Raw genomic sequence first — 14,625 nt, forward strand, 5'->3', positions numbered from 1 at the left:
CGTTATTATCGAGGCGCTAACGTAACAAGTATAATATTACGTTATATACTCCTCTACTATTGTAGCAAACTCAGCGGGATTTTCCACATGAATTGCATGTCCAGCATCAATTACTGTCATATGCCTAACAGTTTTTAATAGCGCTTTCATTTCTAGTGCAATTTTACAAAATTTCTCATCTAATGAACCCGTAATCAGTAGCACAGGTATTTCTAGTTGGTCCAAGAGGTGCCAATTCGAAGGCTGGGTTCCTGTTCCAACCCCTCTTAAGCTACCAGCCAATCCTTCTTCCCTCTGTGAAAGTCTTTCTGCACGAATAGCCTTTCGCACAGTGTCAGGAAGATGACGATGTGATGCAAAAAGCGGTATATTCTCCCATGCATTCACAAAGGAGACTAACCCATTAGTGATGATTTTTTGTGCTAAAATGTCATCTCTCTCACTACGTTCACGTCTTTCCTCCACTGTTCGTAAACCGGGAGATGCACTTTCTAAAATAAGCTTTTGAACCCGATCAGGAAACGCAATGGCATAAGATAATGCAATTCTGCCTCCCATTGAATAGCCCAATAATGTAAACTTCTCCATATGGAGCTGACAAAACAATTCCTCTAAGTCCTGTAATTGTTCCTCCATGGAAAAACGCTTAATTTGCTCTGGAGTAGCTGTTTGCCCATGCCCAATTAAATCAATCGCAATAACACGGACATCCGGCAGAGCTTGTGCCAGATTGCACCAGGTAGCCGTGCTTCCCGTAAATCCATGTAAAGCAACTAATGTATGGCTACCGTTTTCATTCCATATGTCCACATGGGTTTTAAGTCCTCGGATTAATAAGCTCGTCATGCTTTAAACTCCGCATTAATACGATTCCATAACGCTCGATGAGACTGAACGTTCTCTGCTCTATCTGTAAATATTTCAATTAAGCGTAAAGGCTGTTTTTTGTCTGATGAAAACCTCTCTGATAATTCAGAGATAGCATCTACTCGAATATAATCCATATTATACATATGGGCAATATCATGGAATTCAAGTGCTGTTGGTGTGCCAAAAAGATCCTCGTAATGGGCTTCTACTGTTGATTGAGGTAAATATGAAAAAATACCTCCACCATCATTATTCATCACAATAATGGTTAAGTTACATTCTTGGTATCTAGAAGCAATCAGCCCATTCACATCATGTAGAAAGGCTAAATCACCAATCAATAAATAGGTTTCTCGGTCATTTCCTTCACTAAAGCCCAATGCTGTAGATACTACTCCATCAATCCCATTTGTCCCACGATTCGCAAAGAAACGTATATCCTTCGGTGTTGCTAATAAGAACGTATCAATATCACGCACTGGCATACTACTGCTAACGAATATATCGCTACCATCAGGAATCATTTTCAGTAAACGACTGACCATCGCACCTTCATCTTTTTCTATCTCTGAATACTGTTCAATATAAGTAGCAGCCAACTGATTGGCTTTTTGCCATTCGGCTAAGTATGCTTCCTCAAATGCCGTGTTAGTAATGGCTAATTGTGTTAACCATTGATCGATATTGGCATGAATAAAATGTGTAGATACGCCAGTAGCATCTCTAAACATAGGATCTTCATCAATAATGACATAAGCATTTGGCTCTGTTTTTGTAATAAATTGCATGATAAATTTAGAAACAGGCTGTGCCCCTATACGTAAAACTGTATCCGGCTGAACAAGTGCCTTAAAATCCTCACTCTTCATAATGGCATCGTAGGTTGTCACAAGATACGGTAAGCAATCCTCTGGTACAGCTGCACGCATATTTGACAAGCTTTCTACTAGGACTGGCCATTTCAACTGACGTACAAATTCCCAGACAAACGCTAGGTCCGTGCCAAGTGCTAATTCTCCAACAATAATAAAGCCTCTCTTAGTCGACGTTAATATAGCGGAAAGTTCCTGCATAGCAGCGCTTGTTGGGATTAATTGTCCCATGCTGCTATGTTTAAATGTCATGGTTGGCAATTCATCCTGTAAATCAATTAATAAAGGCTCTCGGAAAGGAACATTTATATGCACTGGTCCAAAAGGCGCACTGGTAGCAATTGCTACTGCTCGGGCAATATGACGTTCAATAAAAGGCAATGTAGGAGCAGCACCATCTGCTAATGGAAAATCTACACTCCATTTCACATGTGAACCATATAAATGAGGCTGATTAATTGCCTGCGGTGCACCTACCTCTCGTAGTTCATGTGGTCGATCAGCTGTGATGACAATCAGCGGCACACGAGCATAGCTTGCCTCAACAATTGCAGGAAAGTAGTTTGCTGCTGCTGTACCGGATGTACATAAGAGAACAACAGGCTTAGCAGTAGCTTTCGCAAGCCCTAAAGCAAAGAAAGCAGCTGAGCGCTCATCTACTTGACGATACATTTTTATTTGTTTTGTAGAAGCGACCGCGTAGGCAAGAGGTGTTGAACGTGAGCCTGGACTAACGACAACAGTTTCTACCCCAGCTTGTACGAACGACGCGACCATTTTATAAACATAATCTGTTAAAATTTTTCGTTCACTCATGTAATTGTCCTCCTAGCGCACGAAGCATTGGACGGAATTTTACTAATGTTTCATCATATTCAGATTGTGGTTCTGAATCTGCTACAATACCGCCACCGGCATATAAATAAGCCTTATCATGAAGCAATGCCGCTGACCGTATCGCGACTGCAAATTCTCCATTTCCCTCTGCATCTAACCAGCCAATTGGTGCAGCATACAAGCCTCGATTCATCGGTTCATACTTACGAATAGCTGCCAAAGCCTCCATACGTGGTACGCCTCCTAATGCTGGAGTAGGATGTAAAGTTTTTGTGAGCTGTAATATCGTAGCATCCTTATTGAGCTGACCTTCGACAGGTGTATATAAATGTTGAATATCTCTTATTTTTAATAGACGTGGACTTTCAGGAAGGGTGATATCCACACAATTTTTACGGAATGTGTCAGCAATCATATCGACAACATATTGGTGTTCCCCTCCGTTTTTTGGATCCTGTAACAAGCTTTGTCCATAAGCCTCGTCTTCTTCTGCTGTTTTTCCTCGCTTAATTGAACCAGCAACACATGAAGAAAATGCCCGACCATCCTCCACTTTTACAAGGCGCTCAGGTGATGCTCCGAAGAACAATAGATTTTCATGCTCTAAGCCGAATAAATAACTTTCTGGTTGTTCATGGATAATGTGCGACAGCACTTGTGGAGCAGTTATTTGCTCTTTAAATTGCAGTGCAAGTGATCGTGCAATAACAACCTTATCCGCTTTCTTTTGCTTAATTAAAGCTGTCACTTGGTCAATAGAAGCTAAATAAGGGTCTTTATAAGGCTCAAAGTAGCTTGATATTTCAGGTTTTGAATACGTTTTCACTTCCTTAACCTGTGCGGCATGAACTAAATGATCTCGCTCTTTTCTCAATGCCTCAAACTGAGCCTCACCATCCCGATCCTGTGTCAGAAGATGAATGCTCACATATGCCTTATCATCTCGTATGACAAGCTGAAAAGTCGCTAATGCAAAATAAGCCTCTGGAAAACCCGTCCATTCCCCAGCAACATTATTTTGTGGATCAAATGTGAAGCCCCCGAACAAAATAGGTTGAAGCTCGCTTTGTCCTTTCAGACAATTCTTTGTTAAACTCTTCCATTCAGCTTCTACAGCATCAAAACGATCATTTTTTTTATTATTTTGAATGGTATGGGCATGTCCTAGCCCAACTAATGTCATTGTTTTTTCTCTATTTTGCCAATAAAATCGTTCACCTTTATAGCACTCTTCACCTGCTGCATAAAATGCTAATGCAGATAGGTGACTCACTTCCATTGTTTCCATATAAAAATGAAGGCTTTGGCCCAAAGAGTCCACTTCTACTTCTGTGGCTTGGTACCACTTCTGTTGCATGAAAATTACCTCCGTTGTTGCAGTGTACATAATAAATGATGGCGAAAATACATCATTTTTTGGGCTGGCAACCGTGTCATTCGTACTGTTGCTATCCACCCTATTTTTATTTTCAGTTCATAAATGCATGTTCTATTGTATCACTTTTTTTCATTTTACAGTATGTAATAAGCTGTGAACCTACCCATTTTCTCAATCTTCGTTTAAAATAAGAAGAGTCGACAACATTTGAAGGAGAGAAAGACCTTATGACCAAAGTCATTGAAGCTGATAGGGGTTTTAAAGTTTGGTGGCATTTAACACGTCCACATACTTTAACCGCTTCATTTGTTCCAGTATTCCTAGGAACAGCAATTGCACTAGCAATTGAAAAAGAAACAATTGATTTTGGACTATTTTTTGCTATGCTCATTGCAAGTATGCTTATTCAAGCAGCAACGAATATGTTCAATGAATATTATGATTACAAATTAGGATTAGACAACGAGGATTCTGTCGGAATTGGCGGAACGATTGTCCGTCATGGTGTACAACCAAAAACGATTATGATGATTGCGCTAAGCTTTTATGCTATTGCCATGCTACTTGGCATTTACATATGTGCCTCCACATCTTGGTGGTTAGCTGCTGTCGGACTAGTTTGTATGCTGATTGGTTTCTTATATACAGGTGGGCCATATCCAATCGCCTATTCACCTTTTGGAGAAATTGTTTCTGGGGCAGTAATGGGAATGGGAATCGTTTTAATTGCTTTCTATATTCAAACGCTTACAGTAACACTGGATGCCGTCTTACTTTCCGTTCCAAGTATGATTTTAGTTGGTGCTATTATGCTATCCAATAATATTCGTGATATTGTTGGCGATACAGAAGGTGGACGCAAAACATTGGCTATTTTGGTAGGACGTGATAATGCAATCTCCGTGCTATCAGGATTTTTTATCGTTTCATACTTATGGGTGATCGCCCTTGTTGCAATTGATGGCATTACTTTTTGGGCTTTGATTATTTTCTTAAGTATCCCTAAACCATTGCGTGCCATTCAAATATTCAGAGATAAAAAAGAAGCCAAAGAAGTGATGCCTGCGATGAAATATACAGCGCAAACGAATACATTCTTCGGCTTCCTATTAGGAATTGGTTTATTAATTGATTATTTCTTTTAAAAAGTGCGGCAGCCTTATCGGGTTGCTGCTTTTTTTACATACCGTGTGAAATTTTGACTAGCAATGCCATGTACCTCTTCCTCTGAAAAGCGAGTTCGTAATGCCTCTAATAAATTTTGAGCCTCTCCGGCATGAGCTAACCCTTTTACAGTCACATCTATGCCATCAAAATCTGAGCCCAACCCTATATGCTCGACACCTACTAAATTGGCGAAATGCTCCACATGATTTACCAATTGTTCTAGCGTTGCATCTTGACCACCAATAAAGAGTGGAAAATAAACAACATGGATATGCCCTCCATGTTTTACAAGGGCCTTCGCTTGTGCATCTGTTAAATTACGAGGATGATCACATAATGCTCGTGCATTACTATGGCTAGCAATAATATGCTTTGCTAACGGTAACACATCCCAAAAGCTTTGTTCATTTAAATGGGAGACATCAATAATAATATCACCGTCATTTAATAGTTGAATGACTTCTTTACCAAATGGCTTCAATCCAAGACTTGCATCTTGTTCCGCTCCATGGGCAACAGCATTTTCTTCATTCCACGTTAAACCGACTAATTTGACACCTGCATCAAGTACAGCAATTAGCTTTGTTAAATCATCGCCTATTGCGCTACAACCTTCTAAGCTTAAGATAGCTCCTATTTCATGGGGAGCCAATTGTTCTAGCTGTGCCCAATCTGTAATATGCACCATGCCCTCTGTTTGTAAGACATGGGTATGAAATGCTTCTATTTGGCGAATGACTTCAAGAAATTGTTGGTTTTGAGGGATTGCTGGGTCAATAAAGATGGCGAATACTTGAGCTTTTATTTGCCCTAACTGCAGTCTTTTTTGATTGACGTGTATTCGCACATCCTCTGCAAAACTAGCCGCTTCAAGCGTTGTTAATTTCAAAAGTGCATCACAATGTAAATCAATAATGTTCATCTTCTCACCTCTACAGCTATTATACTGCTTTAGTAAGGAAAATACTTACTGATTTTTATCCTGTGGTGTATCAGAAGAACCAAATTCTTCAAGCTCTATAAAATCATCAGATCTTGGTGTTGAAGAAAGCACATCCTCCTCCACTGGTCGTAAATGATCTTCTTTCTTTTCCGCATGCTCGACACATGTCAGAGCTTGCGGCATAGCCTCTAAACGTCCAATTGGAATCTCTTTACCACAGACAGTACAGTTGCCATATGTTCCGTCAGCCATTGCTTGAAGAGCTTCTTTTATTTCCTCTGCATTGTCGCCACGATGCTCATCAATAGCCATTTCTGTAAGCTGATCTGTTAAATCACTGGCATTATCAGCTGGATGATTATCATAATTTGATAGCTCTGTCGCTTGGGGACGCTCTGATTCATCTATTCGCTTTTCGATTTCTTGTAATTCTTGCTCCAATTGTCTTTTTAACTTTTGCATAACTTGTTGATCCAAAAAAATCTCCTCCTTATGCTTTCATTTTTTCCTAATTTATTGTTTCTAAAACATCAGCATAAGGAAGGTTTATTTATTTACTCGTATAAGCTACGATTGCATCGTGTAAAAACTGCGCAGCTCCCACTACACTACGCTCGTCGTAATAAGCGGTGAAACGTTCATCTGCTATATACATTTGAGCGAGCCCTGCATGTGCCTCTTTAGAATATTCTTTCCATGAAAAGCTCAACCATCGTTTATGGAGCTCTGCGACTTCCATTGCAATATCACTTGTTGCGTCTCCCAACCCCATTGCTTCTGTTAAACGTTCAAACATTTGCTGCTCCAATTGCTGCATTGCCTGAAATTGTTCCTCTGTCATATTCATGAGCTTAGCATTCGAAGCATCTACCGTTTTATCTCCATATTTGGCACGAATTTCTTGACCATATTTATTTTCATTATCCTCGATTAGCTTTTCTTTAAATCCATTAAATTTCTCTTCATTTGACATAGGTCTTTCCCCCTCAATTGATAGTATCGTTTTTTCTACCGTCTGTAAGATCGTCTCAAGCTGTTCTTTTCGTTTAAGCAGAGCAGCTTTATGTGACTTCAGCGCCTCGGAATGTTGAAAATGAGGAGCTTGAATAATTTTCTGAATAGTTGCTAGCTTCATATCCAATGCTCGGTAAAATAAAATCTGCTGCAGCAAATCGACTTCAGATTGACCGTAAAATCGATAGCCTGCCTCATTGGTTCTAGCTGGTTTCAGTAGCCCAATTTCATCATAATAACGCAGAGTTCTCGTACTTACACCAGACAATTGGGCAAGCTCTTGAATTGTATATTCCATGTTTTCACCTCCATTACTGCTACTGTAAACTTTGACGCAACGTTAAGGTCAATAGGAAAAATAATTTTTTTCTCTTCCTATAATCATCCTCTCCGTTCATATAATTCCATAACTACCTATAAAACTATATTTTCCAACCGATATAAATAGTAAATATTTCATAGGAGGGTAATAGGATGAAATGTCCAAATTGTCAGCATGAGAATCTAAATGACAGTAAATTTTGCTCGGGTTGTGGTACTAAATTGACAAATACACCCTCAAAACAGGGTATCCCAACATGGGCCATTATCGTATTGTCCGTCTGTTTCCTTGCAATTGGTGGGCTGGGCTATGCCTATTGGGATTTCTTCTCCAATAAAAAAGGTAATGCAGCCACTTACTCGGAAATAAATGACAAGCAGAACTTAGAGACAAAGCAAGTTTCCTCTGAGGAACTGACGAAAAAGCAAGAAGCTCATGCACAGCAGGTTGATCGTGTCACTCTTATAAAGGAGATTCAACAAAAGGTATTCACCATTCTAACTAACAATGCGCAAGGTTCCGGCTTCCTCTATAAAAAAGGGGGGTATGTTATTACTAATGCGCATGTTGTCCAAGGTGAAGTCGAAGTAATGGTTCGAAATTCTATGGGTCAAGAATCACCTGGTACAGTAGTCGGTATATCTGATCGTTATGATATAGCTTTAATACATGTTCCTAGCTACCAAGACAAAGCACCATTAGGTATTGAAACATCAGAATCACCTATCGGCTTAGAAGTCATTGCCTTTGGAAGTCCACAAGGCTTTGAAAATTCAGCCTCCATTGGCTATATAACAGGCAATAAACGGGATATGAAGCTTGAAAATTTTATATACAAACAAATATATCAGGTCGATGCACAAATTGATAAAGGCAGTAGTGGTGGTCCCTTGGTGGATGTCAATACAGGAAATGTAATTGGGATTAACTCATTACTTTACACAACCGAAACAAGCACACACTTCGCCTTCTCTATCCCTCTATACAGTATGGTAGACCAATTTGATGGGTGGATTGCTCAGCCTCTTTCTGCAAATGAGGTTCGTTCTGTTGCTAATCAATACGAAAGCAGTGAACAACCTGCTAGTCATACAGAAACTACTACTGAAGCAGACAATTTGTTAGCAGGGCAATTCGTGCAAGCATTCCGCCTATACTATGAAATGGCCCTTAATGAAGGTGATTTTTATTGGATTGCCGATATGCTTGCACCTAGTAGTTCTGCTTATAAAGAACTAGAAAAATATATAAATGAAATTGCGTATCAGGGCAATTACTTCTATTTTACAAACAATGAAGTCCTTGATGTACAATATTCGAATGGCCAATACTATGTTGATATGAATGAAACCTTTGATTTCTATGATGCCCAAGGTAATTATCAATTTTACGATCGGTATAAGACATATACGGTAATCACAGATGAATATGGTGCTTATAAAATTGCCGCTATTAAAATTCACTAATATCGTCTGAAAGCCATCGAGAGTAACTCCTCGATGGCTTTCGTCTAAATTACTATTGATATTTTCCATGCCACACTATTTGTCGATAATTTTCTTTATCCGTGTCACCCTCTGTATTAATTAATAATACTCTCGCATCGCCATTTAACTGTAACGTATCTTTTAATTGTTTATAACGATCATTTGTCATGATTTCATAAAAACAACCAAATGGAGCTGCTCCCGATTCACCTGCTACAATGCGTGTATCGGTATTCAATGGATTTCCAAGGATACGCATTCCTGTTGCTGCTACTTCTTCTCCACAGCTAATGCTTACTTTCGTATAGGCCTTTAACAGCTGCCACGCCTGAGGATTTGGTTCGCCGCACGCAAGCCCTGCCATTATCGTTTGCATGTCGCCGCCAACAGTTACAAATTCATTGTTCCCCGCTTTAAAGCTTCTATAATAACAATTAGCTACATGCGGCTCCACTAAAACAATCGTCATTTCCTGCTCATAGTATTGTCTTAAAAAGGCAACTACTGCTGCTGCAAAGGACCCTACTCCAGCCTGTAAAAACACATGAGTCGGTGCTTGTTCTATCTCTTCAACAACCTCTTGTATTAGAGTTGTATAGCCTTGCATAATCCATAATGGAATTTCCTCATAGCCATCCCACATTGTATCCTGAATTAAAATCCAACCATGCTCTTCAGCTAGCTGAGAAGTATAACGAACAGTATCATCATAATTCATCGCGGTAATTTCACCATAGGCTCCCTCATTGATAATATTTTGTAATCGTTCCTTGGCGCTACCAGCAGGCATATAGATTCGTGCTTGAAAACCTAGCTCTCGAGCTGCCCAAGCTACCCCTCGACCATGGTTCCCATCAGTTGTTGAAATAAACGTTAACTCACCCAACTGATCTTTTATTTCTGATGACTTTAATTGTTCAAAGGAAAGATCTTCAATATCTTTATTGAGCATACTGGCAACATATTGTGCGATAGCATAAACGCCTCCTAGTACTTTAAAGGCATTCAAACCAAATCGAAACGATTCATCTTTTATCCAGATTTTTTCTACATCCATATAGGAAGCCAATGATGCTAAATGATGGAGTGGTGTTATTTCAAACTTCTCATATGTACGTTGGAATTGACTAACTTTCTTACACTGTTCTAGTGTAAAATTCGAAAGTAAGGCTGTTATTTGTTCGTCAGTATCTTGCCCTACATAATGTTGATTAGGAACCCATTTTAATTTTTCACTCATAGCTATACCCCCTCTCCCACATTTTAGTCTATATCGCTAAAATATACAAAACGCTCATACGGAAATAAAAAAACTATACACTCATCTTATTTCGATGAATGTATAGCTTATCCATTAATTATTTCGTAAAGATTTCTTCTACCTGATCTAGCATAATATCAGCAGCTAGAATTCCTCCAGCTGTATTCCAAATGACATCATCTACTTTATGTGCATTGCCTTTTTGAACAGCAGAAAGGTTTTTCCAAAGAGGATCGTGTGTCCACTCTTGTTCAGTTGCTAATGCTGAATCATCACCTGTTGGCATGTATGTGAAGTAGAAAATAACATCCCCATCCATTTGAGGAATTACTTCTTTCCCTACCTCTACAGCTAAGTTTCCTAGCTTTGCATTATCTTTAAATAAATCTGCTTGCGCTGGAACACGTTTAAATCCTAACGCATCAAAAATAATACCTGAGAATGAATCTGTGTAATAGATACGAGATTTATCTGCCATAAAGCGGACAAATGAAACTTCTTGGTTTGTTTGATCACCAAGTTTTTCTTTTAACGCTTGTAGCTTATCATCGTAAGCTGTTAACACTTCTTTACCTTTTGTTTCTTGATTTACTGCTTTTGCGTATAACTGAAAGTTCTCTTTCCAATCACCACGTAATGTTTCAGAGAACACGGTTGGCGCAATTTTGCTAAGTTTCGCATAATCTTTTTCTTGTCGTAATTTATTACCAATGATTAAATCTGGTTTTAATGAAGCAATTTTTTCTAAATTAATTTCATGTTCAATTCCGACTACTTCGACACCTTCCATCTGATCCTTAATATGATCATACCACGGATCACCTGTCCATGATTGTACCGCACCAACTGGCTTAATGCCTAACGCTAAAAGTGCCTCTGTTCCTTCATTTGTTAAAACAACAATGCGTTTTGGTGTGTCTTTTACTTCAGTTGTTCCCATAGCATGTTCTACACTGTAAGCATTGCTTTCTTTTGAACTTTCTTCTTTCTTATCATCGTTAGAATTACCGCATGCTGCCAGAACAAAAATAGCAACAATAGCTAGCAAAACTAAGAGTTTTTGAAATCCTTTTTGCACCTTTTCTTCCCCCATTGTATATGATAAAATGTTTAAGCATAATTGACGAGAATGAAAATCAGTTTCATTTGTCTCTTAGAACGTTACTAATCTTATTGTATGAGCTTATTAGTGTCAATACATATTTTAATAATTATGAAAGAAAAGAGTATAGTTTAAACATGATTTTAAAAAATAATTATTCTAAAACGTTCGCTTTAATCGTAGGGGTTTTGCTACTACTTCTTTGCATGGGCATTAGTATTGTCTATGGCTATGCAAATACTTCTATCCAAACTACCCTTGAATCTTTTTTTCATTTTAACCATTCAAATGAACATATCATTATTCAAAATGTTCGTATTCCAAGAGCACTTATAGCCAGTTGTGTTGGCGCATCGTTAGCGATTACGGGTGTGCTTATGCAAACTTTAACGAAAAACCCTTTAGCTTCTCCTGGAATATTAGGGATAAATGCTGGAGCAGGATTTGCCGTTGTCTTTGCCATGATTTTTTTCCATATTTCAGGTTTACAATCATTTGCATGGATCGCCTTTCTAGGTGCTGCCATCGCGGCATTAGCTGTTTATGCAATCAGTTTCTCCGGAAGAGATGCCGTAACACCCGTAAAAATTACTTTAGCAGGCGCTGCCATTAGTGCACTTTTTGCATCATTTACACAAGGGTTACTCGCTACAAATGAAGCAGAACTTGAGCAAGTATTGTTTTGGCTAGCTGGCTCTGTCCAAGGGCGAAAACTCGAAATTCTGCTCTCAGTTCTCCCATATTTAGTGATCGGGTGGATAGCTGCTCTAATCATTTCCCCTAAAATGAATACTCTTGCGCTAGGAGATGATGTGGCAAGAGGACTAGGATTACGTATAGGGTTAATGAAAATAATTGTAGGTTTGATTGTTATTTTTTTAGCAGGGGGTGCTGTTGCTATCGCTGGCCCCATCGGTTTTATTGGCATTGTAGTTCCCCATTTTGCGCGTAAGTTTGTCGGCACGGATCATCGATGGCTTATTCCGATGGCTGCCTTACTTGGAGGCATTTTATTATTGTTAGCGGATGTCGCAGCCCGATATATCATCATGCCACAAGAAGTACCAGTCGGAGTCATGACCGCAATGATTGGCGCGCCATTCTTTATTTACCTTGCGCGAAAAGGTGGAAAAAAATAATGAAAAACATACGAACAGTCCGTTTATTTCAGAAAAAAATATCCTTTTTATTAGATGTACAAGCTATGAAAAAATTACTGGTGATTAGCTTTCTAACACTAGCGGTTTTCTTTCTTAGCGCATCATTCGGGGATTCTTTTATTAGTCCTATTAAAGTTGTACAAACTCTCTTCGGCCAAGGCTCTGATTTTGATCAGTTGATCATTATTGATTTTCGAATGCCCCGAATTTTTATGGCTATGTTTACTGGTATGGCGCTAGCTGTAGCAGGTGCTGTTTTACAAGGAATCATTAAAAATCCACTGGCCTCTCCTGATATTATTGGAATATCTGCTGGGGGCGGTGCAGCTGTTGTTGGTTTCTTAGCCATTTTCAGTGATTCTAATCACTCTTTAACAGTCAGTATAGAATGGATGCCATTAGCAGGTTTTATAGGTGCTACTGTAGTTGGGTGTTTGGTTTACCTATTTGCATGGAAAGATGGTGTTACGCCAAATCGTCTTGTTTTAATCGGTATTAGTGTATCCGCATTGATGCAAGCCATTACGACCATGCTAATGATTATTGGTCCTATCTATCAAGCAAGTGAAGCAAATAAGTGGATTACTGGGAGCGTCAAAAGCGCAGACTGGGATCAAGTTCAAATCGTTGTGCCCTTAATACTAGTACTCCTACTTGTCACGTTCTTTACTACACGTCAGTTAAATGTACAAGAATTAGGTGATGATACAGCGGCAGGATTAGGACAATCCGTTCAAAAAACTCGTCTTTATTTAATTCTTTTATGTTGCTGCTTAGTAGCAAGTGCCATTTCCTTTGCGGGGGCAATTGGATTTGTAGGGTTGATGGCCCCTCATATCGCACGTCGTATCGTTGGTTCATCGTTCGGAGTACTTGTTCCAACTTCCGCAGCCATTGGAGCATTGCTCGTAATGGTTGCTGATATTATCGGTCGTACTGCGTTTAGCCCTTTAGAAGTGCCAGCTGGTGTCTTTACTGCTGCCATCGGTGCTCCTTATTTTATCTATTTATTATTTAGAAATCCTAATAAATAAAGGAGTCCATACAACATGACTGAATCCTTATTAACTAAATCCCTAACATTAAGTTATGGTGATTCCAATATTATCGAAGATCTCAATTTATCTATCCCTTTGAATGAAATTACTGTCTTAATTGGAGCGAACGGCTGTGGCAAATCTACACTTTTACGCTCTATCGCTCGATTATTAAAGCCCAAAAAGGGATCTGTGTTATTAGATGGCGAAGATATTTTTAAACTATCTACAAAGCAAGTAGCTAAAAACCTTTCTATACTTCCTCAATCACCAGTAGCACCAGAAGGCTTAACGGTTTTACAGCTCGTTAAACAAGGACGATTTCCTTATCAAAGTTGGCGCCAGCAATGGACGGAGAAGGACGAGGAAATTGTGCTGAATGCCTTAAAAGCAACAGGTACGGAGCAATTACGAGATAGACCAGTGGATGAGCTATCGGGTGGGCAACGTCAACGTGCATGGATTGCTATGACACTTGCTCAAGATACAGATATTATTCTTTTAGATGAGCCTACAACTTATTTAGATCTAACTCATCAAATAGAAGTGTTAGATTTATTATTTGAATTAAATCAACAGCAAAAGCGAACAATTATTATGGTCTTACATGATATCAACCTCGCTTGTCGTTATGCCGATCATATCATTACTGTACGTGATCGAGGAGTTTATCGCCAAGGTAAGCCTGAAGAGATCATGACGACAGAATTAGTTAGCCATGTATTTGATCTTGAATGTCAAATGACATCAGATCCAATCTTCGGAACACCTTTATGTATTCCTTATGGTAAAGGACGAAATATTACGTAAGTCTTCTAAAAACAACAAGCCTTCGCCGATTGAATATCTGGCGAAGGCTTTCTTGTTACCTGTTCTTTTCCGTTCATAAAAAAAGTGCAGTAGATGTAAATTCATCTACTGCACTTAGTATGACCCGTACGGGATTCGAACCCGTGTTACCGCCGTGAAAGGGCGGTGTCTTAACCACTTGACCAACGGGCCAATGGCGGAGAAGGAGGGATTTGAACCCTCGCGCCGGTTACCCGACCTACACCCTTAGCAGGGGCGCCTCTTCAGCCTCTTGAGTACTTCCCCACACAAAAAAATGGCTCCGAAGGCAGGACTCGAACCTGCGACAACCTGATTAACAGTCAGGTGCTACTACCAACTGAGCT

Annotated in this window: 13 protein-coding genes and 2 tRNA genes; 5 read left to right on the forward strand and 10 right to left on the reverse strand. The window is 39.3% G+C overall.

Annotation, left to right across the window (positions count from 1 at the left end):
* Window positions 1-36: 36 nt before the first annotated feature.
* From menH to AC07YC_RS11750, 3 genes are read right to left on the reverse strand one after another with little or no spacing between them, the layout of a single operon-like run.
* Window positions 37-846: a 2-succinyl-6-hydroxy-2,4-cyclohexadiene-1-carboxylate synthase gene (gene menH / locus AC07YC_RS11740; RefSeq protein WP_494919456.1), complete on the reverse strand. Its 810-nt coding sequence runs from the start codon at window positions 844-846 to the stop codon at window positions 37-39.
* Entirely contained in the window at window positions 843-2,558 is a 1,716-nt protein-coding gene (gene menD, locus AC07YC_RS11745) for a 2-succinyl-5-enolpyruvyl-6-hydroxy-3-cyclohexene-1-carboxylic-acid synthase (RefSeq protein ID WP_494919458.1), read from the reverse strand. The genes menH and menD overlap by 4 nt, the downstream gene beginning before the upstream one ends.
* Window positions 2,551-3,936, reverse strand: coding sequence for an isochorismate synthase (locus AC07YC_RS11750; protein WP_494919459.1), 1,386 nt, complete (start codon window positions 3,934-3,936; stop codon window positions 2,551-2,553). Before AC07YC_RS11750 ends, menD begins: the two co-directional genes overlap by 8 nt.
* A 248-nt stretch (window positions 3,937-4,184) precedes the next feature.
* On the opposite strand from AC07YC_RS11750, the gene AC07YC_RS11755 reads away from it, so the two are divergent.
* On the forward strand, window positions 4,185-5,102 hold the full coding sequence (locus AC07YC_RS11755) for a 1,4-dihydroxy-2-naphthoate polyprenyltransferase (protein WP_008180339.1): 918 nt from the start codon (window positions 4,185-4,187) through the stop codon (window positions 5,100-5,102).
* A gap of 14 nt (window positions 5,103-5,116) precedes the next feature.
* Here the strand turns inward: AC07YC_RS11755 and AC07YC_RS11760 are convergent, their stop codons facing one another.
* The 3 genes from AC07YC_RS11760 to AC07YC_RS11770 form a co-directional block, all read right to left on the reverse strand.
* On the reverse strand, window positions 5,117-6,046 hold the full coding sequence (locus tag AC07YC_RS11760) for a dipeptidase (protein WP_494919461.1): 930 nt from the start codon (window positions 6,044-6,046) through the stop codon (window positions 5,117-5,119).
* Between the two features lie 45 nt (window positions 6,047-6,091).
* Entirely contained in the window at window positions 6,092-6,544 is a 453-nt protein-coding gene (locus tag AC07YC_RS11765; RefSeq protein WP_494919462.1) for a TraR/DksA C4-type zinc finger protein, read from the reverse strand.
* A gap of 73 nt (window positions 6,545-6,617) precedes the next feature.
* The gene (locus AC07YC_RS11770) at window positions 6,618-7,379 is read right to left on the reverse strand and encodes a MerR family transcriptional regulator (protein WP_336635293.1); all 762 of its coding nucleotides are present in this window, start codon (window positions 7,377-7,379) and stop codon (window positions 6,618-6,620) included.
* Between the two features lie 176 nt (window positions 7,380-7,555).
* Here AC07YC_RS11770 and AC07YC_RS11775 point away from each other — a divergent pair, with 176 nt between their 5' ends.
* Window positions 7,556-8,869 carry a trypsin-like peptidase domain-containing protein gene (locus AC07YC_RS11775; RefSeq protein WP_494919463.1) on the forward strand — a complete coding sequence of 438 codons (1,314 nt, stop codon included), beginning with the start codon at window positions 7,556-7,558 and terminating at the stop codon, window positions 8,867-8,869.
* Window positions 8,870-8,921: 52 nt separating this feature from the next.
* Here the strand turns inward: AC07YC_RS11775 and AC07YC_RS11780 are convergent, their stop codons facing one another.
* Together AC07YC_RS11780 and AC07YC_RS11785 are read right to left on the reverse strand one after the other, a co-directional pair.
* Window positions 8,922-10,130: a diaminopropionate ammonia-lyase gene (locus AC07YC_RS11780; RefSeq protein WP_494919464.1), complete on the reverse strand. Its 1,209-nt coding sequence runs from the start codon at window positions 10,128-10,130 to the stop codon at window positions 8,922-8,924.
* Window positions 10,131-10,248: 118 nt separating this feature from the next.
* Window positions 10,249-11,244 (reverse strand): ABC transporter substrate-binding protein, encoded by a 996-nt coding sequence (locus AC07YC_RS11785; protein ID WP_494919465.1) that lies wholly within the window; start codon window positions 11,242-11,244, stop codon window positions 10,249-10,251.
* A gap of 146 nt (window positions 11,245-11,390) precedes the next feature.
* On the opposite strand from AC07YC_RS11785, the gene AC07YC_RS11790 reads away from it, so the two are divergent.
* From AC07YC_RS11790 to AC07YC_RS11800, 3 genes are read left to right on the forward strand one after another with little or no spacing between them, the layout of a single operon-like run.
* On the forward strand, window positions 11,391-12,392 hold the full coding sequence (locus tag AC07YC_RS11790; protein WP_336635289.1) for a FecCD family ABC transporter permease: 1,002 nt from the start codon (window positions 11,391-11,393) through the stop codon (window positions 12,390-12,392).
* Window positions 12,392-13,447: a FecCD family ABC transporter permease gene (locus AC07YC_RS11795; protein ID WP_008180327.1), complete on the forward strand. Its 1,056-nt coding sequence runs from the start codon at window positions 12,392-12,394 to the stop codon at window positions 13,445-13,447. The genes AC07YC_RS11790 and AC07YC_RS11795 overlap by 1 nt, the downstream gene beginning before the upstream one ends.
* A gap of 15 nt (window positions 13,448-13,462) precedes the next feature.
* Window positions 13,463-14,260: an ABC transporter ATP-binding protein gene (locus AC07YC_RS11800; RefSeq protein WP_494919466.1), complete on the forward strand. Its 798-nt coding sequence runs from the start codon at window positions 13,463-13,465 to the stop codon at window positions 14,258-14,260.
* Between the two features lie 120 nt (window positions 14,261-14,380).
* Here the strand turns inward: AC07YC_RS11800 and AC07YC_RS11805 are convergent.
* Both AC07YC_RS11805 and AC07YC_RS11810 read right to left on the reverse strand, forming a co-directional pair.
* Window positions 14,381-14,452 (reverse strand) — tRNA-Glu (locus AC07YC_RS11805).
* A gap of 2 nt (window positions 14,453-14,454) precedes the next feature.
* Window positions 14,455-14,545 (reverse strand) — tRNA-Ser (locus AC07YC_RS11810).
* Window positions 14,546-14,625: the final 80 nt, after the last annotated feature.

This window comes from Lysinibacillus sp. GW247-5R2A (genome assembly GCF_059424475.1).